Annotated in this window: 16 protein-coding genes and 2 pseudogenes; 15 read left to right on the top strand and 3 right to left on the bottom strand. The window is 62.7% G+C overall.

Annotated elements, in window-relative coordinates:
* A pseudogene (locus J7367_RS14775) lies at window positions 1-156 on the bottom strand (IS5/IS1182 family transposase); the annotation flags it as partial.
* Between the two features lie 811 nt (window positions 157-967).
* Here J7367_RS14775 and hflK point away from each other — a divergent pair.
* The 4 genes from hflK (at window position 968) to J7367_RS14795 (ending at window position 7,799) form a co-directional block, all read left to right on the top strand.
* On the top strand, window positions 968-2,095 hold the full coding sequence (gene hflK, locus J7367_RS14780) for an FtsH protease activity modulator HflK (protein WP_007962455.1): 1,128 nt from the start codon (window positions 968-970) through the stop codon (window positions 2,093-2,095).
* Window positions 2,095-2,958 carry a protease modulator HflC gene (locus J7367_RS14785; protein ID WP_057663659.1) on the top strand — a complete coding sequence of 288 codons (864 nt, stop codon included), beginning with the start codon at window positions 2,095-2,097 and terminating at the stop codon, window positions 2,956-2,958. Before hflK ends, J7367_RS14785 begins: the two co-directional genes overlap by 1 nt.
* A 508-nt stretch (window positions 2,959-3,466) precedes the next feature.
* Window positions 3,467-4,759 carry an adenylosuccinate synthase gene (locus tag J7367_RS14790; protein ID WP_042821482.1) on the top strand — a complete coding sequence of 431 codons (1,293 nt, stop codon included), beginning with the start codon at window positions 3,467-3,469 and terminating at the stop codon, window positions 4,757-4,759.
* Between the two features lie 367 nt (window positions 4,760-5,126).
* On the top strand, window positions 5,127-7,799 hold the full coding sequence (locus J7367_RS14795; RefSeq protein WP_057663656.1) for a M1 family metallopeptidase: 2,673 nt from the start codon (window positions 5,127-5,129) through the stop codon (window positions 7,797-7,799).
* Window positions 7,800-8,011: 212 nt separating this feature from the next.
* Here the strand turns inward: J7367_RS14795 and J7367_RS14800 are convergent, their stop codons facing one another.
* Both J7367_RS14800 and bdcA read right to left on the bottom strand, forming a co-directional pair.
* A complete protein-coding gene (locus J7367_RS14800) occupies window positions 8,012-8,209 on the bottom strand; it encodes a hypothetical protein (RefSeq protein ID WP_057663653.1) in 198 nt (65 codons plus the stop codon).
* Between the two features lie 313 nt (window positions 8,210-8,522).
* The gene (bdcA, locus tag J7367_RS14805; RefSeq protein WP_057663650.1) at window positions 8,523-9,236 is read right to left on the bottom strand and encodes an SDR family oxidoreductase; all 714 of its coding nucleotides are present in this window, start codon (window positions 9,234-9,236) and stop codon (window positions 8,523-8,525) included.
* 70 nt (window positions 9,237-9,306) lie between these two features.
* On the opposite strand from bdcA, the gene J7367_RS14810 reads away from it, so the two are divergent.
* The 11 genes and pseudogenes from J7367_RS14810 to J7367_RS14865 all read left to right on the top strand — a co-directional run bounded on the left by J7367_RS14810 (window position 9,307) and on the right by J7367_RS14865 (window position 19,142).
* Window positions 9,307-9,897, top strand: coding sequence for a TetR/AcrR family transcriptional regulator (locus tag J7367_RS14810; protein WP_057663647.1), 591 nt, complete (start codon window positions 9,307-9,309; stop codon window positions 9,895-9,897).
* A gap of 491 nt (window positions 9,898-10,388) precedes the next feature.
* Entirely contained in the window at window positions 10,389-11,306 is a 918-nt protein-coding gene (locus J7367_RS14815; protein ID WP_254894371.1) for a hypothetical protein, read from the top strand.
* A gap of 23 nt (window positions 11,307-11,329) precedes the next feature.
* Entirely contained in the window at window positions 11,330-12,997 is a 1,668-nt protein-coding gene (locus J7367_RS14825) for an XVIPCD domain-containing protein (RefSeq protein ID WP_343124454.1), read from the top strand.
* A gap of 127 nt (window positions 12,998-13,124) precedes the next feature.
* Window positions 13,125-13,655, top strand: a complete 531-nt coding sequence (locus J7367_RS14830; RefSeq protein WP_057663645.1) for a hypothetical protein — start codon at window positions 13,125-13,127, stop codon at window positions 13,653-13,655.
* Window positions 13,645-14,331, top strand: a complete 687-nt coding sequence (locus J7367_RS14835) for a hypothetical protein (protein WP_228909113.1) — start codon at window positions 13,645-13,647, stop codon at window positions 14,329-14,331. Before J7367_RS14830 ends, J7367_RS14835 begins: the two co-directional genes overlap by 11 nt.
* Before the next feature lie 95 nt (window positions 14,332-14,426).
* Window positions 14,427-14,690, top strand: coding sequence for a YlcI/YnfO family protein (locus J7367_RS14840; protein WP_057663641.1), 264 nt, complete (start codon window positions 14,427-14,429; stop codon window positions 14,688-14,690).
* A gap of 6 nt (window positions 14,691-14,696) precedes the next feature.
* The gene (locus tag J7367_RS14845) at window positions 14,697-15,005 is read left to right on the top strand and encodes a type II toxin-antitoxin system RelE/ParE family toxin (protein ID WP_057663637.1); all 309 of its coding nucleotides are present in this window, start codon (window positions 14,697-14,699) and stop codon (window positions 15,003-15,005) included.
* A 53-nt stretch (window positions 15,006-15,058) separates the two neighbouring features.
* Window positions 15,059-16,051, top strand: a complete 993-nt coding sequence (locus J7367_RS14850; RefSeq protein WP_057663664.1) for a restriction endonuclease — start codon at window positions 15,059-15,061, stop codon at window positions 16,049-16,051.
* A gap of 221 nt (window positions 16,052-16,272) precedes the next feature.
* Window positions 16,273-17,883, top strand: a pseudogene (locus J7367_RS14855) (class I SAM-dependent DNA methyltransferase).
* 13 nt (window positions 17,884-17,896) lie between these two features.
* On the top strand, window positions 17,897-18,328 hold the full coding sequence (locus tag J7367_RS14860; RefSeq protein ID WP_234805597.1) for a nucleotidyltransferase substrate binding protein: 432 nt from the start codon (window positions 17,897-17,899) through the stop codon (window positions 18,326-18,328).
* Window positions 18,321-19,142: a restriction endonuclease subunit S gene (locus J7367_RS14865; protein ID WP_209028949.1), complete on the top strand. Its 822-nt coding sequence runs from the start codon at window positions 18,321-18,323 to the stop codon at window positions 19,140-19,142. The genes J7367_RS14860 and J7367_RS14865 overlap by 8 nt, the downstream gene beginning before the upstream one ends.
* Window positions 19,143-19,144: the final 2 nt, after the last annotated feature.

Consider the following 19,144-nt stretch of genomic DNA (forward strand, 5'->3'; position numbering starts at 1 on the left):
CTGCCGACCTGGCCGCCCCGACACTGGATAGTGCGGCGCGATCAGGGCAAGCAGTTGCTGCCACGGAACAACCTGCTCCATCTCGGCAAGAAAGATCTCGCGCCGGGTCTGCTTACGCTTGCCCAAGCCCTCAGCGTCACCGAACGTCAGCTGCATGGATGAATCCTCTACATAAGGCGATAGTGTCGCGCATCTGCGGTGAGTTGATCAGACCTTCCCTAGAAGTGATGGAGCGTGTGTTCAACCAGAAAGAAGAGCCGCCGAAAGCGTAAGTGCACCGGCCAGGCGTGATCGAGGTTGGATTTCGGCAACGCAGATGTGGGATTGGCGGGAGACGGTCCAACCCTCTCCCGCGGGGTAGGGAGTCCGGCGAGGACTCGGCAATCGGCCGATGCGGACGTCGACTTCGTCTCGCGCCATTGCATCGCAGCTCTACCTTCAGCCTGTGCCGAGCGCCACCTTCTGCCGATGGGCCAGGGCAGAGCGGTTGGGGTGACGCGCGCGGCGCAGGCGTCGCCTTGGAACCACGGGTGGTTGAAAGGATGGGTGCCAAGGATGCAATCGCCGCTTGGCCCGCACGCTTTCCGCCTCCCATCGTCTCCCATCGCCTCCCGCGCCCGAACCCTGCCAAGCAGGCACGCGCCCGGTGAACGGTCTTCAGCCGCCAAGACCAATCATGTGCCCGGCCGCGCGCATTAGACGCGTGCGCAGCGCTCGACAGGGGCAGCCCATGCCTGCCGCCGGCACGTCGCATCCTGGTCTTCAGGTCCTCAGCGCGAAGGCCCTCGCCCGACAACCATTGCCTGGGTCCCAGGCCCGCCCGATCCGTCCCGCCGGCTAAACCAACAATGCATCGCACCGGGCCTTTCAAAACGGTGGGTCTGCCCCATCTAGTAGAATCGGCGAATCAAACAACATGGCGGCACTGCGGGACTGGCCCGCACAGCCCCTCGATCATGGAGCGTGCATGGCCTGGAACACACCCGGCAACAAGGGCGGAGACGGCCCGGACCCCAACCGTCGCAGGTCCTGGGGCCCGCGCGGTGGTGGCAACGGTGGCGGTTGGGGCAATCTGCCCGCTCCGTTGAAGGAGCTGTTCGACGGCGGCGTGGGGCGCTGGATCCTGGTCGCGGTGGTGCTGATGGTGCTGTTCTCCAGCTTCCAGCTCATCGGCGAGCAGCAGCGTGGCGTGGTGCTGCGCTTCGGCCAGTTCTCGCGCATCCTGCAGCCCGGCCCGAACTTCAAGCTGCCCTGGCCGATCGAGTCGGTGCGCAAGGTCAATGCCACCGAGATCAAGACCTTCAGCAACCAGGTGCCGGTGCTGACGCGCGACGAAAACATCGTCAACGTGTCGCTCAACGTGCAGTACCAGATCAGCGACCCGCGCAAATACCTGTTCGGTTCGCGCAATGCCGATCTGGTGCTGGAGCAGGCCGCGCAAAGTGCCGTGCGTGAGCAGGTGGGGCGTTCGGACCTCAATACCGTGCTCAACAATCGCGGCCCGCTGGCGATCGCGTCCAAGGATCGTCTGCAGGCGGCGCTGGATGCCTATAACACCGGTCTGGCCGTCACCGGCGTGACCTTGCCGGATGCGCGTCCGCCGGAAGAAGTGAAGCCGGCCTTCGACGAGGTCAATGGTGCCCAGCAGGTGCGCGAGCGCCTGATCAACGAAGCCCAGGCCTACGCCGCCAAGGTGGTGCCCGAAGCGCGCGGCCAGGGCGCACGCACCCGTACCGGTGCCGAAGGCTACAAGCAGGCCACCATTTCCAAGGCCGAGGGTGATGCCGATCGCTTCACGCTGTTGCAGGCCCAGTACGCCGGCGCGCCGGAGGTCACCCGCAAGCGGCTGTGGCTGGAAACCGTGCAGAAGGTGCTGTCGGAGAACCGCAAGGTGATCGGCAGCGACGGCCGCCAGGTCATCTACGTGCCGTTGCCGGCCGATGCCAGCAAGCCGGCCGCTTCCGGCGGCACTGCCAGCATGCCGTCGATGGTGCCGCAGGACGTACTGTTGAATCCGCCGCAAAGCGCCAGTAGCGAGGCCATCCGCAACCCGGAGCGCGGCCCGCGCCCGACCGGCCGTGAGGGAACCGAATAATGAAGAATTCGCTAGTCATCGGCCTGATCGTCGCCGTCTTGCTGACCCTGATGGGCTCGCTATTCGTCGTGCGCGAAGACCAGACCGCCATGGTGCTCAACCTGGGCCGTGTGGTGCGTGCCGACCTCAAGCCCGGCCTGCACTTCAAGATTCCGGTGGTGGAATCGGTGCGCGTGTTCGACCGCCGCTTCCAGGTGCTGGACACCGCTCCGGCGCGTTACTTCACCGCCGAGCAGAAAGACGTGAGCGTGGATTTCTTCGCCATCGGTTACATCTCCGATGTGCGGGCGTTCTATCGCGCGACCGGTGGCGAGGAATCGGTGGCCAACTCGCGCCTGGCCCCGATCATCACCGACTCGCTGCGCAACCAGATCAACTCGCGCACTCTGCAACAGTTGGTTTCCGGCGACCGCAGCGAACTGATCGCCAACCAGCTCAAGGGCATCAATGGCGCCATCAAGGGCCTGGGGATGCAGATCACCGACCTGCGCATCAAGCAGATCGACCTGCCGACCGACAGCCAGGTGATCACCGACGTGTACGAGCGCATGCGCGCCCAGCGCAAGCAGGAAGCGAGCAAGCTGCGCGCCGAAGGCGAAGAGCAGGCGCTGACCATCCGCGCGCAAGCCGACCGCGAGTCCACCGTGATCGTGGCCGACGCCGAGCGCGACGCGCAGAAACTGCGTGGTGAAGGCGATGCCGAAGCAGCCCGCATCTACGGCCAGGCCGGTTCCAAGGATCCGTCGTTCTATGCGTTCTACCGCAGCCTGGAGGCCTACCGCAGCTCCATGACCGACGGCAACGGCGTGGTGGTGCTGGACAAGAACGATCCGTTCCTGCAGTACCTCAAGAGCGATCGTTGATCGCTCTGGCTTGAAGCAAAGACGCCCGCGTAATGCGGGCGTTTTTGTTTCTGCCTTTCACTGCCGGACAGACAGACGCGCGCCCCCCACCGTAGGAGCGCATCCGGTCGCGACGGGCATGCCTGGTAAGGCCGTCGCGCCCAGGTGCGCTCCTACGACTCCATTGGGATTGTCGCTACGGTGATCTTCCAGGCTAGGGGCCTTAGGGGCCCTAGTGACCGGCAGCGCTCGGAGCACCGCGCAACCGACAGCCAGCCGCAATCTGACCCGCCCCCCCGATCCGCCGTCCGCCAAGGGGTAGTGCACGTCACTCGAAACCCGGATAATGCACAAAAGCCGGCCGGGCACGCTCCAACCAGAGCACTCGGTTCGGCTTTTTCCGTGTCAGGGCTATCGCGCCACTGCAACGCTCCCCGATGGAGCCGCGCGCAGGGTGTCGCGGCCAGCCCTGCAGCGGTCCCATCCCGCGGCCCCGATGGCCGCAGCAAAACTTAGGAGTTCACCCGTCATGGGTCAGTCAGTTGTCGTGCTCGGTGCCCAGTGGGGCGATGAAGGCAAAGGCAAGATCGTCGATCTGCTCACCGAGGAAATCGGTGCGGTGGTCCGCTTCCAGGGCGGCCACAACGCCGGCCACACGCTGGTCATCAACGGCAAGAAGACCGTCTTGCATCTGATTCCGTCCGGCATCCTGCGCGACGACGCGCTGTGCCTGATCGGCAATGGCGTGGTGATCTCCCCGGCCGCGTTGATCAAGGAAATCAGCGAGCTGGAAGACGCCGGCGTGGAAGTGCGTTCGCGCCTGAAGATCTCCCCGGCCGCGCCGCTGATCATGCCCTACCACATCGCGCTGGATCAGGCGCGCGAGAAGGCCGCCGGCGGCAAGGCCATCGGCACCACCGGCCGCGGCATCGGCCCGGCCTACGAAGACAAGGTGGCGCGTCGCGGCATCCGCATCGCCGACCTGCATTACCCGCCGCAGCTGGAAGAGTTGCTTCGCACCGCGCTGGACTACCACAACTTCGTGCTGACCAAGTACCTGGGCGTGGAAGCGGTCGATTTCCAGAAGACCTACGACGAGGCGCTGGCCTTCGGCGAGTACGTGCAGCCGATGAAGTCGGACGTGGCCGGCATCCTGCACGACCTGCGCAAGCAGGGTAAACGCGTGTTGTTCGAAGGCGCGCAGGGTGCGTTGCTGGACATCGACCACGGCACCTATCCGTACGTCACCAGTTCCAACACCACCGTGGGTGGCGCATTGGCCGGTACCGGCGTTGGCGCCGATGCGATCGACTATGTGCTCGGCATTGCCAAGGCATATGCCACCCGCGTCGGCGGCGGCCCGTTCCCGACCGAACTGGACGACGAAGTTGGCCAGGGCATCCGCGACCGCGGTGCCGAGTATGGCGCGTCCACCGGTCGCCCGCGTCGCTGCGGCTGGATGGACATCGTGGCGCTCAAGCGTGCGGTGGCCATCAACGGCATTTCCGGCCTGTGCATCACCAAGCTCGACGTGCTCGACGGCATGGAGAAGCTGAAGATCTGCATCGCCTACGAATACCACGGCAAGCGCACCGAGTACGCGCCGCTGGACGCGCAGGGCTGGGAAGAGTGCACCCCCGTGTACCTGGAGTTCCCGGGTTGGAGTGAGAACACCCACGGCATCACCGTGTGGGACGAACTGCCGCCCGCCGCACGCGCCTACCTGCGCGCGCTGGAAGAACTGGCCGGCTGCCCGATCTCGATCGTCTCCACCGGCCCGGACCGCGACCACACCATGGTGCTGCAGGACCCGTTCGCCTGATCGGCTGATGCGTGGTTGAACCGACGAAAGCCCTGCGGAAGCGGGGCTTTTGTTTGCACAATGCCATTGCGTTGCCTCATCCATGCGCCCCGCACCTGTGTGACGGCTGCAGATGAAGTGGTGTTGGCCGCGCACGCCTGATCGATGCGGGGCGTGTTCAGCATGGCGGTGTAGCATGCTCGCGCCAGTCGGGCCTGCCTTGCCCTGACTCGATGCATACGTGCCCTGTCGTTGCCGCAGCTTCTCTTTGACGTGGGTGTCTTCGCGTCTGGCAGGCAGGCGCATGACTTTCGGCCGTGTGTGGTCTTGCGGGCCGGCGCCATGATGCTGGCCGCTGTACTACTTCATTACTCTCTTTAGGAATGTCATGCGCCAGATCCTGGTGACCGCTATTGCGCTGGCCCTGGCCAGTACCTGGGCCATTGCGCCGGCTCACGCTGCTGTGGCTGCACCGGAGGCGGTCAGCGCATCGGCCGCGCAGGTCACCAGCCAGTTGCCGCGCACGGCCAAGCCCACCCACTACGCGGTGGAGATCACCCCGCATGCCGACAAGATGACCTTCGACGGCAAGGTGGCCATCGACATCGTGGTGCTACAAGCCACCGACCGCATCGTATTGCAGGCGGCCAACCTCAGCTTCGCGCGCAGTACGTTGGCGCAGCGCAAGGGTGGCACTCCGCAGGCGGCCAAGGTCAGCACCGATGAACAGGCGCAGACCGCCACCTTCGCCTTCGACAAACCGCTGGCACCGGGCAACTACGTGTTGTCCATCGATTACAGCGGTGTGATCAATACCCAGGCCAACGGTCTGTTCGCGCTGGATTACGCCACCGCGCAAGGCCAGCGCCGCGCGTTGTTCACCCAGTTCGAAAACTCCGATGCACGCCGCTTCATTCCGTCGTGGGACGAGCCCAATTTCAAGGCTATCTTCGACCTGGCAGTCAATGCGCCGGCCACGCAGATGGCGGTGAGCAACATGCCGGTTGCCTCGTCCAGCAATGGTGCCGGCGGCATGAAGCGCGTGGTCTTCCAGACCACGCCCAGGATGTCCACGTACCTGCTGTTCCTGAGTGTCGGCGACTTCGAGCGGGCGACGCGCAAGGCCGACAACGGCACCGAGATCGGCGTGATCGCGCAGAAGGGCAAGGTGGACCAGGCGCAGTTCGCACTGGATTTCGGTCGCGACGTGCTGCATGAATACAACGCCTATTTCGGCATTCCGTATCCGTTGCCGAAGCTGGACAACATCGCCGCACCCGGGCAAAGCCAGTTCTTCAGCGCAATGGAAAACTGGGGGGCGATCTTCACCTTCGAATACTCGCTGCTGCTCGACCCGGCCACCTCCAACATCAACGACAAGCAGGGCGTTTTCACCGTTGCCGCGCACGAGATCGCGCACCAGTGGTTCGGTAATCTGGTGACCATGGCGTGGTGGGACGACCTGTGGCTCAACGAAGGGTTCGCCAACTGGATGGAGGCGCGCACCACGCACAAGCTGCACCCGGAGTGGGACATCGACAACACCGGCGCAGCCTTCAAAAGCCGCGCGGCGATGCAGCGCGATGCCTATGTCACCACCCACCCGGTGGTGCAGCACGTCGCCACCGTGGAGCAGGCCAGTCAGGCATTCGATCAGATCACCTACGACAAGGGCGAAGCGGTGATCGCCATGCTCGAAGACTCTGTAGGCGCGGACAACTGGCGCAGCGGCGTGCGTAGCTATCTCAAACAACACCAATACGGCAATGCCGTCACCGATGCGCTGTGGCAGCAGATCGATGCGGTGGCACCGGGCAAGCAGTTCACCCAGGTGGCGCACGACTTCACGTTGCAGCCGGGTGTGCCGTTGATCCAGGTCAGCGCCAGCTGCACGTCCGGCACCACGACCGTGCAGCTGAAACAAGGCGAATACAACGTCGACCGCCCCGACAAACAGCCATTGCGCTGGCATGTGCCCGTCACGCTGCGCGGGGCCGACGGCACGCCGGTGCGTGTCTTGGTGGATGGCAGCGCGCAGGTGCAGCTGCCCGGCTGCAATGCGCCTGTCGTGGTCAATGCCGGGCAGAAGGGCTACTTCCGCACGCTGTATGGACCGGCGCAATTCACCGCGCTCACCAAGGGGTTTAACGCATTGCCGGTGGTCGATCAGTTGGGTGTGCTGATGGATACCGCTGCGCTGGCACCGGTGGGCCTGCAGCCCGAAGCGGACCTGCTTGAGCTCACCGCCAAGGTGCCGGTCGGTGGCTCGCCGGATCTGTGGAAAGTGGTGTCCGAAACGTATTCCAATATCGATCGCCTGTTCGCTGGCGACCTCAAGGCGCAGGCCAGCTGGCGGCGCTTCGCGCGTGCGCGGCTTGCTCCCGAGTTCGCCACGCTCGGCTGGGACGAGCGCAAGGACGACAGTGCACAGACCAAGCAGCTGCGTGCCAGCCTGCTCAACAGCCTGAGCGCGCTGGACGATGCACAGGTGATTGCCGAAGCGCGGCGTCGTTTCGCGGCGTTCCAGGCCGACCCGGGCACGTTGTCGCCGGAGTTGCGTAGCACGGTGCTGCGCATCGTCGCCCGCCACGCCGACTCCGCCACCTGGGACGCACTGCATGCCATGGCGAAGAAGGAAACCTCCTCGATGCTGCGCGACCAGTCTTATGCGTTGCTCGCTTACGCCAAGGACCCGGCGTTGGCGCAGCGCGCCCTTGAACTTGCGCTCACCGCCGAGCCCGGCGCCACCACTGGCGCCAGCATGATCGGCGATGTCGCCAGCGAGCACCCGGAGCTGGCATTCAACTTCGCCTTGGCGCATCGCACCCAGGTGGATACGCTGATCGACTCCACCTCGCGCGCCCGTTACTACCCGCACCTGGCCGCAGGGTCGAGCAAGCTGGAGACCGTCGCCAAGATCGAGGCGTATGCCGACAAATACCTGGCCCCCACCTCGCGCCGCGATGCAGAAACCGCCATCAGTACCATCAAGACGCGCGTGACGTTGCGCGAACGGCGCGTGCCGCAGATTGCGGCCTGGTTGAAGCGGCACAAAAACTGACGAGTTGCGTTTAAACATAAAAAGCCTGGAATTTTCCGGGCTTTTTGTTTGGTGCAGGGGCCACCAGTGCAGGTGAAGCGCGTTGGCCAGCAACAGTAGCGAAGGGATCCAGTGGTTAGATGCCTGAAAGTGGAACGCCTGCGGGGTGACTGCCGATTTCGGTGTCGAGCGATTCCGCGCGGTGCTGCGTGCTGCCACTCTGCGCGCCGCACCTAGGTGCTGCGCGCTGGCCGACCGGCTGCGGTTGGCTGCGTGCACCACGCCATGCGCATCGACATATTCTCGCGAACCCGATTGTCCATGTCTTGCTGCTGGCTCTGCGCCAGGGCCCGTTGCCGCTCCACGCTGGCCGTTTCCAGTTGCTGCAGCGACTGCGCAACCGGTGTGCGTACCGCCAGATCGGTGGGCATGGCAGCACGCAAATGGGCAGGGTTAAGCACCGACCGGATGACATCATGCGCATTGGTCAATCCATTGCTGGGTTTGTCACGAACGATAGGCAATGCAGGGTCAACAGGGTCTGCAAGGTCAAGCCAGCGATTGCAGATGCAATACGGCGCAAGACATGGGAAGACGATCAATCACGGCCAACGGCATCATGCGCGTGGATCACGACGCTTGCGATGCAACAGCAGCTCGCCCTGCACGTCGACGGAGGGCGTTTGCCGCCGTCCGTTGCGCTACATGTCGAGCCACAGTGTCATCAATCCAAACGCCGCCGCGTCACGCCCCAAACGCACCATCGATCGTATGCATCGCGCCGGTCACAAAGCTCGCTTCCGGGCCCGCCAGCCAGGCCACCATGCCGGCCACTTCCTCGGCGCGGCCGTGGCGTTTGACCGCCATGAAGCTGTGCATCAAGTCTTTCATCGGCCCGTTTTCCGGATTGGCGTCGGTATCGATCGGGCCCGGTTGCACCACGTTGATGGTGATGCCGCGCGGCCCGAAGTCGCGCGCCAGCCCGCGGGCCAGCCCTTGCAGCGCGGATTTGCTCAGCGCGTAAGAGGCCATGCCGGGCAGCGGCATGCGGTCGCCGTTGACCGAGCCCATCACGATGATCCGCCCGCCAGGTGGCATCTGCCGCGCGGCCTCCACGGCGGCGTGGTAGGGCGCGTGCACGTTGATGCGGAACAGCCGGTCCACCGCGTCCGGATCCTGGTCCAGCGCATCGCCGAACAAGGCGATGCCGGAGTTGACCACCAGGACATCCAGCGGCCCGCTGCGTCGCACCGTGTCGATGACCGCATCGCGATCGGCGCTGTCGGCCAGCACCGCGGTGCTGCCGGTTTCGCCGGCCAGGCGCTGCGCCGCCTCGGCGGAGTCGGCGTAGGTAAACGTCACTCGCGCGCCATCGGCGACGAAGCGCCTCACGATCGCGGCCCCAATTCCCCGGCTGCCACCAAGCACCAACACCGACTTGTTCTTAAATGCTGACATGTACCACCTCGCTATTAATGTAGCGATTAATACATAATAGATTTGGCTTGCCGTCAAGGGTTTTGTAACAATGACTACGGAAATCTCACGGGCCCGCGGCCGGCCGCGGGCATTCGACGCGGAGCAAGCGGTCTCCACCGCGCAGCAGCTGTTCCATGCGCGCGGCTACGACGCATTGAGCGTGGCCGACCTCACCAAGGCCTTGGGCATCAACCCGCCCAGCTTCTACGCCGCCTTCGGCAGCAAGGCCGGCCTGTATGCGCGCATCCTCGACCGCTACGCGCAGACCGGTGCGATCCCGCTGCCGCAACTCCTGGACACCGACCGACCGCTGGCCGATGCGTTGGCCGACGTACTGGAGCGGGCGGCCCGCTGCTACGCCGAAGATCCCGCCGCCACCGGCTGCCTGGTGTTGGAAGGCACGCGCAGCCACGACGCGCAGGCGCGCGAGGCGGCCTGCAGCTTTCATGTCGCAGCCCAGGAGTTGATCCGCTCCCACATCGCCAAGCACTACCCGCACGACGCAGACCGGCTGGCGGATTTCGTCAGCACCACCATGGCCGGCCTGTCCGCCAGCGCCCGGCATGGGCAGAGCCTGGAGCGTCTGCTGGCGAGTGCGCGCTTGGCGGGGGAGGGGATTCGGGCGGCGCTGCGCGACTAGGCGGGGTGCGAGTGGGCAGAAGGCTTTCGATGGTGTGAGCGCACCTGCTCGCTAATCGAGGGTGTGCTTGCCGTTACCCAGTACGGTCAATGGGCGGGTGGTACGAGATGGTCGTGATCGGCCGTCGCTCAGGCGAAGTCGTTGTTGGGTGACTGGTGCGGCGAATCAGCAAGGGCAGGGCAGCGCCTATAGGCATCCATTTCCTAGGCTGGTTTTAACGCGGGCCACTTAGACCTCTTAGTGCAATGCCGGCGATCACATGGAGCCGCACGCAGCGTGTTGGTTGAACGGTCCGAGCCATCCGAATTGCTGCTCACCCCGGACAGTCGCGCTGAGTCCCTACCAGATGGCGTCTTTGCGTGATGCAGCGTCTATTCCGGTCCCGAAATGAGAGTGTCGCCGAACCGTTTTCGTCTGCGATCGGTCACTTGACCGAGCCTGGTCATGCGGCCACAGTCCGGGACGTTCACCCTCTTCGTTCAAGGATGCCCGTGAAGAAGCTGACGCATTGCATCGTTGCGACCGCGCTGGTGCCCATCATGACGCTTGGGTGTGCACGGCTTTCGATGGAACAGGCTGCCGCAAAACGCCTAACTGGTACACACGAAGCATCGTCTTTTCCTCAGGCGCCTGCTGCCACGCCTTCATCTTGGGTGTCCTTCAAAGTGGAACGGCAGATGGGCGCAGTCTGTGTGGACCGTACGCAATCACAGGGCTCATCGCCTGCGCCTTTGCTAAGGGATGGGTTCTGCAAGGGCCCGGCACCTGCGCATATTGCGCATGCGCTGCTTGCCCTGCCTGCAGATGCGGTTGACGCCTCGCCGCAAGCGCGCGAAGCGAGCCTGCGCGATGCCGTGTACGTGGCCGCACCCGGATTGGGACGGCGCGCGGACTTCACCGTGGTTGCGGGTGATCTGACAGTCCGTTCGTTTGAAAGTGCGGATCCCGACAAAACGGTGTACTTGGTCTGGTCGGTGAAATGCGGCGCGGGCGAAGCTGGCCTCGCGTGCCAGTCAGGCAAAGGGCGAAAGGCGTATCGCGTCACCAAAGACAGCACCGCACGCGATGTCAGTGCAGCGGTGTTTCCACCAGCGCCTAGCCTGACTGCAGAAGATGTTGCCCGGCAAAACGACCACGGCGGCTCGGAGCTTTTTCTGTTCGATGACAAGCTGCCCTTGGCGCCGACAATGCGATGGTTGATGGAATTCGATCCTGACCAGCCGCTGGCCACCGATGACCCGAAGCGCGTCGGGTCTTACGCCCATTTTGGTTTTCTTCGTTGGACAGGCGAACGCTTCGAGCTGGTGGAACGGGTTCCCAGAGCGCAGTGGCCGTGCCGCCAGCAGCGCACAGGCGAACCGGCATGTGCGGATTATCCAGATGGTGAGGACCGTTTCATCAGCGAGTGACCACTTCTGCAAGGAGCAGCGAAATGGCGAGATCCAACGATTTAGACATCCGTGCGACTGCTGACCAGATTTCTGCGTTGTTCAACGCCAATCGACAGGCCGAGGCGCTGCGCATGCTTGATGAGCGCAGACAAGGCCAGTCAGAGGTCGTGCGTGATGCACTGGATCGGTATGTCGGCGCAGCGTCTGCCGGTGCAATCGCCAATCAACAACAAGGGCCGGTCGTCGCCGCGGATGCCAGTGTGCTGCAACGCTTGCAACTAGCCGCGTCAAACCAGCCAGCAATTCCGCCGCAGGCGCAAATGTCTGCCTTGAGCGACGCACAGCGCTATGACGTCTACGCCAGCATCGTGCAGGTGAGAGGTAACGATGCCGCGCACGAGGCACTCTCGCGACCCAACGAGCGCGTGGTCTTAGGCCTTCGCCAGGAAAACTCAACGCTTGCGGCCATGCAGGATCGCGCGCATGCCGGAAGCTTGCGTAGAGACGATCCGGCAACCCCTGCCATCAACGAAGCTCAGGGCGGCACGGGCGTCTACAACGACCGCCTGGTCGTACTGTGGAAGGATGCCGATGGCACGCGTCATACGCAGGTCGCCCAGCAAGCAAACACCGAGCCGACTGCACAGTACGATCATCATGCAGGCAACACGGGGCGGCGCCCGCTTGCGGAAGGCGGCATGGAGAACAGGACATTTGCGCCTTCGCCGGGCTTTGAGAGCATCACCAGGCCCAGGAAGATCGAAGGCGAGGACGTCAATGCCGATGGCATCAGGGATCTCGGTCGCCTGAGCGAAGGCACCATCGAGATGCGGATGGGGCAGCACCCAAATCCCAGCCGGCCAGGCACCCAAGACAACGCACTACGCCCAAGTCAGGCGGCAGTCGATGCAGGGAGGGGCGGGGTACAGCGGGATAGCAATGCGGACGGCTGGTTTGATCAAGCCGATCTCAACGGTGTGCAAGATCTCAACGACACCTTCAAGATTCATCGCGGTTCCAGCGGCAGTACCGATTCGGCTGGCTGCCAGACAATTCATCCAGCCGAGTACGATGGGTTCATCGCGGCGGTTCAAGGCAACCCCGCGCAGACGCGCTGGCAATACGTGCTGACCAGCACCACACCCGGGCCGGTGCGGGAGCAGCATCAGGACCAAGGGCGACGGCGTGAAGGGGCACGGCCAGGGCAGGAGGAGCGGGGGCATCCGCCGGCCCAGCCGCAGCGGCAGAACGGCGGGCCTGCCGCGCCCGTGCCTGGGAGGCCGCGACAGGCAGACTCAGAAGACGCCCAGCCCGCGCCTCACCCGTTGCATGCACAGGCCAGCACCTTGGTTGGCCAGTTGGACGCCAGCATGGGCCGCGCCAGCGATGCGCACAGCGAGCGGATGAGCGCCAGCCTGGCCCATCTGGCAAAAGAGCACGGGCTCGAGCGCATCGACCACGTAATGCTGAGCAATCAAACATCGCGTGTAGCGGCCGGTGCCACCGTGTTCGTGGTGCAGGGCGAACCCAGCAACCCGGCCCATCTGCGTGCCAGCATGCCCACTGACATGGCAGTCAATACTCCGGTGGAGCACTCGCTGGCAAAGCTGCAAGAGCTCGACGCGCGTACGTTGGCGCAAGCGCAGAGTCAGGGGCAGGAAAGATCGATGGCGCAGGAAGAGGTTGTCAGGCCCCGAAGTATTGGGTGAGGTAGTCAGCTTCCACCCTTCGGGCGTAATCAGTACTCGGGTTCGCTTCTGAAAAGCCCGCTTGCGAAAATCAGTCGATCGACCGATATTCCATATTCCGGAATATGGAATATGGGCGGACCTAGCGGTGGAATTGAAGCCCCAAGATCTGGTGGTGCTGTACAAGCAGGTCGCCCAGGCGGGCCAGGCCTGGACGTATGCATCCTTTGGAGAAGCGCTGGGCATGAGCCCTTCTCAGGTGCATCGCAGCGTCAAGCGCGCGGTGGCATCCGGCTTGGCGCTGGAAAAAGGCCGCGGCGAATGGGAGACGGTGCGCACGGCGCTGCACGAATTTGCGGTCCACGGCGTGCGCTATGCCTTCCCCGCCGTGATCGGGCCGCTAAAGCGTGGCATCCCTACGGCCTTTGGCGTGCCCCCACTGTCCACTGCGATTGCCAGCGCCCCAGGGGAGGCACCGGTGTGGCCAAGCGCGCAGGGCACGGCCAAAGGCCCCGGTTTGTCGCCGTTGTCGACCGGTGTGCCCAACGCTGCGCTGGCCGACCCCACCTTGCACCAACTGTTGGCGCTGCAGGACGCCCTGCGCAGCGGGCGGGCGCGCGAGCGCACGTTGGCAGCGCGCTATCTCAAACAATTGCTGGGGCTTGGCGATGCGGTCTGACGATCCTAACTTGCCGCATCTGCTGGTGATTGCGGATGCACTGGGCGAACTTTGCGGCCACGTGGTCTTCCTTGGCGGGGCAGTCGTTGGCCTGCTGGTGTCGGATCCATTAGCGGAAAGCGTCCGCGCCACCTATGACGTCGATGCGGTGGTCAATCTTGATTGGGCTCGATTCCGGGGTATCGAGGCGCGCGTGGAATCGCAGGGCTTTGCGCGCGAGATGCGCAGCGGTGTCGTCTGTCGCTGGGTACACCAAGCGTCGGGCGTCCTCTTCGACCTGATGCCGGTGGATGCCGGCGTGCTTGGCTTCTCCAACCGCTGGTACGCCCATGCGGTAGAGACGGCCCAAGTGGTTGCCTTGAGCGATCGCCTGTCCATCCGCTTGGTGACAGCGACAGCATTCGTGGCGACCAAGCTCGAAGCCTTCGTTACCCGAGGCAACAGCGACTTTCTTTCCAGTCACGACCTGGAGGACGTCCTCAATGTCGTCGATGGCCGTGCCGAGCTGGTGGAAGAGCTGGCCGTGGAGCATGCAGACCTTCGACAGTGGGTTGCCGACGTGTTTGCGGGGCTAGTGGATAACCCGGCGTTTGTGAACGCGTTGCCGGGAATGGTCGCCGAACCGGAGCGCGCAAGCATTGTGCTTCAGCGTTTACGCGCCAACGCATCAGCTTAAAAGCGACGTTGTCGGCTTAGGTCTGACGGAGAAAACCTTGAAGCACCGCCGCTTGCTTGCGATGATGCATCGCAATTGCAACGCACTGGGGCCCCATGAAATCCGCATCTCTTCCATCGCTCCGGGTAGACCCGGCGCTGCGCGAAGCGGCCGAAGCCGTGCTGCAGGAGGGTGAGACGCTGTCCAGCTTCGTTGAGCACTCCGTGCGTGCCCAGGTGCAGCAGAGGCAGCAGCAGGAAGCCTTCATTGCCCGTGGGCTGGCCTCGCGTGACAGCGCTAAAACGTCTGAGCGGTACATCGACGCGAAGGATGTGCTGGCCGGGCTGCAGTCCCAGCTGGACGAGGCGCGCAAGAGCTGACCCAGGGTGCACTTTAACGTCCGTTTTACCGAGGAGGCGCGTAATGATCTTGCGCGGCTCTACGGCGATTTGTTGCAGCGGGCTGGGACTGATTTCGCCGTGGCCGAGCGCGCTTTGCAGCTCCTTGGTGCTGGCATCACGGTACTTGAAGTGGCACCGCTGAGTTGTCGTAAAGTTCGCCAAGGCGACCCTTTCCAGCGTGAGCTGGTGATTGGCTTCGGCCCAAGTGGCTATGCGCTGTTGTTCGAAGTCCAAGACAAGCAGACGGTGCTCGCGCTCGCAGTGAGGCATCAGCGTGAAGACGACTGGTGCTAAGGTCTTACGACGAAGAATGTATAGAAAATTCTGAATTTAAGAAGAAGGTCGTGATGGCACGGATGTGGATGGTGCGCGGTGAGGGCGGGAGCTTGTACGAAGCATTTCGCGAGCAAGGCGTGGTTGCAGTAGGTTGGACTCAGCTCGCGGCTGAGGCCAAGCCAGGTGTTGATCGCAAGCAATTGATAGCCATTTATCAGGCTGCTGAGCCATTGGCCAGACCTGGTGCCGTCATTTCCGGAGCCTCTCAGGTATGGCGTTTCGTAAATGAAATTCAGCAAGACGATTGGGTCATTACTTACTCGCCAGCGAATCGCCTTTACGCAGTTGGCACTGTGGCGGGGCAGGCGGAGTACCTCCCCGAGTCGGCTGAATCAGGCATAGCACTTGCGCGGAAGGTGCAATGGCTGCAGCAGGAGCTTCCCCGCGATCACCTGGGTATCTCAACCAAGAATAGCCTTGGCTCCACACTGACATTGTTTGAGGTGCCGCCCAGTGCCGCCGACGAGATATTGGCAGTGCTCAAAGGTAAGCCGGTACAGGAGATCGAAGAAGCGCTGGACGAAGCCGTTGCCGACCCTCTCGCAGGTATCGAATCCCAGGCGCTCGAGCGCATCAAGGATCTGGTCAGCGAGCTTGGCTGGAGTGACATGCAGCAACTTGTGGCCGGCATTCTGCGAGCGATGGGCTACAAGACCCAGGTCTCGCCACCCGGCTCGGACCGTGGGAAAGACATTGTCGCCTCGCCAGACGGGTTTGGCTTCGAACATCCACGTATTGTCGTGGAGGTCAAGCATCGTAAGGGGCAGATGGGCAGTCAGGACATTCGCAGCTTTCTTGGTGGGCGCCACAAGGATGATCGCGGTTTGTATGTCAGCACCGGCGGCTTCAGCAAGGATGCGCAGTACGAAGCAGATCGCGCGTCCATTCCACTGGCGCTGTGGACGCTGGACCATGTGGTGCGCGCGCTGATCGAGCACTATGCGGCTACCGACGCCGAGACAAAACGCATTGTGCCGCTGAAGCGGCTTTACTGGCCCGCCTGAAGCCAGAGGAAGAAAAAGTGACATCTACCGAACAAAAGATCGAGCGCTTCATCGCCGCCTTGGCTTCGCTTGGCGGCAGCGCGGGCAATCAACGCCTGCGTGAGGAACTGGGCTGGCAGGACAGCACCTACCAACGCATCAAGCAGCAACTGATCGACGACGGCCGCATCCGCGCTGGTCGGGGGCGAGGTGGATCGGTTGCCTTGACGGCGGCGATACAAATGCCAGCTGCGCCCAATGTTGCACCCGAGCCCAAGCCGGCACGGGCCAAACCCGCGCCTGCACCGCTCAAGAAGGAATCTGTGTCCGAACTCGACTACGCCGACAAGCTCTGGAAAACCGCCGACAAGCTACGCGGCAACATGGAGCCCAGCGACTACAAGCACGTTGTGCTCGGCCTGATTTTTCTCAAGTACATCTCGGATGCCTTCGAAGCCCGGCACGCGGCATTGCTGGCCGAAGATCCACAGGCTGCAGAGGACAAGGACGAGTACCTCGCCGAGAATATTTTCTGAGTTCCCAAGCAGGCGCGTTGGTCGCACCTGCAGGCAAACGCCAAGCAATCGAGCATCGGCACGCTGATCGATGACGCCTTGCGCGCTATCGAGAAGGACAACGAATCGCTGAAAGGCGTGCTGCCCAAGGACTACGCGCGCCCCGCGCTCAACAAGGTGATGCTGGGCGAACTGATCGACCTGATTTCTGGTATTGCGCTCAACGACAAGGGCGCGAAGTCCAAAGACGTGCTTGGCCGCGTGTACGAATATTTTCTCGGTCAGTTCGCCGGTGCCGAAGGAAAGCGCGGCGGCGAGTTCTACACACCGCGCAGCGTGGTGCACACCCTGGTGGAGATGATCGAGCCTTACAAGGGCCGTATCTACGACCCCTGCTGCGGTAGCGGCGGCATGTTCGTGCAGAGCGAGAAGTTCGTCAACGAGCACGGCGGACGCATTGGCGACATCGCCATCTATGGGCAGGAAAGCAATTACACGACCTGGCGCCTGTGCAAGATGAACCTTGCCGTGCGCGGCATCGATAGCGACATCCGCTGGAACAACGAGGGCAGCTTTCACAAGGACGAACTACGCGACCTGAAAGCCGACTTCATCCTGGCCAACCCACCGTTCAATATCTCCGATTGGGGCGGCGAGCGCCTGCGCGATGACGTGCGCTGGGCGTTCGGGCCACCACCGCTTGGCAATGCCAACTACGCCTGGTTGCAGCACATCGTCCATCACCTCAGCCCGCACGGCGTTGCCGGCGTTGTCCTGGCGAATGGCTCAATGAGCAGCCAGCAAAGCGGTGAAGGCGACATCCGTAAAGCGATGATCGAAGCCGGCGTGGTCGATTGCATGGTCGCCCTGCCTGGGCAGCTGTTCTATTCCACGCAGATTCCGGCCTGCCTGTGGATTCTGGCCAAGGACCGCAGCAATGGCCTGGTGCTAAAGAGCAAGTTGCGCGACCGCCGTGGGGAAATCCTGTTCATCGACGCTCGCAACATGGGCGCACTGGTCGACCGCACCCGGCGCGAATTGAGCGATGCCGAGGTGGCCAGGATCGCAGCGACCTATCACGCATGGCGTGGAGAACAGGACGCAGGCGACTATGTTGATATCGCCGGGTTCTGCAAGGCAGCCCCGCTCGACGAGGTGCGCAAGCACGGCCATGTACTCACGCCAGGCCGCTATGTCGGCGCAGCGGCGCAAGAGGATGACGGCGAGCCGTTTGCGAAGAAGATGCAGCGCCTGGCAACGCTGTGGCGGGAGCAGCAGCAGGAAGCGGTGAAGCTTGACGCAGCGATCGAGATGAATCTGAAGAACCTGGGGTTCTGACAGGAGAGACATGATGAACGAGAAACTCGACCTCACAGCATTGCGCAATGCGGTGTCTTCGCTGGAAGACAGCCTGGGCGTGGTCAGCGACAGCGCCTGGTTCAACCAGCAATCGAAGCAGGTGAAAAACACGCTGGTGGCAGGCGTCATCCAGAATTTCGAGTTCGTCTATGAAATCGGCATCAAGATGCTCAAGCGCCAGATCGAGGCCGAATCCGCCAGCCCGGAGGAGGTGGATGAAACCAACTTTCGCGAAGTGCTGCGTGTGGCTGCCGAAAAGGGCTTGATCGCCGACGTGGAAGCCTGGTTCAAGTATCGGCAGATGCGCAACATCACCGCGCACACCTACGATCACGAAAAGGCGAAGAAGGTGTACCAGGGCACCCTGGACTTCATCGTCGATGCGCGCGACTTGTTGCAAAAGCTGGAAGCACGCAATGTCTGACACGCCCAATATCGACATCCGGCCCGATCATTGGCGGATCGTGCGCGACATTCTGCGCAAGCATGTGCCGCACCACGAAGTATGGGCCTTTGGCTCGCGCGCCAAATGGCTGGCCAAGCAGTATTCCGATCTGGACCTGGCCATCATCACCGATCAGCCCTTGTCGCTGGCGGTGAGTGCGGCACTGGCCGACGATTTCTCCGAATCGGATTTGCCGTGGAAGGTGGATGTGGTTGATTGGGCCACGACGGGGGAGTCGTTTCGCAAGATAATTGAGCGTGACAAGGTGGTAGTGCAAAAATTGTGGAAAGAAATTTCGCTTGCCGGTGTTTACGAGTTTAGCTCCGGCCTATCAAAGCCGCGTTCGGAATTTGGCTCGGGCTTTCCATTCTTGTCGTTCAAGGATGTGTTTTACAACTCCGCAGTTCCAACTGAGTTGTCTGAGCTAGTGAATTCGACAGCGCAGGAGCGCAATCGCTGCTCAGTAAAGCGCGGTGACGTTTTTCTGACTCGCACCAGTGAGACGTTGAATGAGTTGGGGATGAGTAGCGTTGCGCTTACCGATATTCCCTGCGCAACATTCAATGGTTTCACCAAGCGGTTGCGACCAAAGCAAGAGCAAGTCATCGCGCCAGAATTTGCGCGTTATTTCTTCAGGAGCGGGAAATTCCGGAGTGCGGTCAGGGCGATGTCCTCAATGTCGACGCGCGCAAGTCTCAATAATGAGATGTTGGAGCGTTTGACGATTTCATTCCCGTCATTCGAAGAGCAAACAGAAATTGGGGGCATTCTTTGCGCACTAGGGAAGGTCTGATC

Origin of the sequence: Xanthomonas sp. D-36-1, assembly GCF_017746155.1 — a bacterium.
Lineage (GTDB): Bacteria > Pseudomonadota > Gammaproteobacteria > Xanthomonadales > Xanthomonadaceae > Xanthomonas > Xanthomonas cissicola.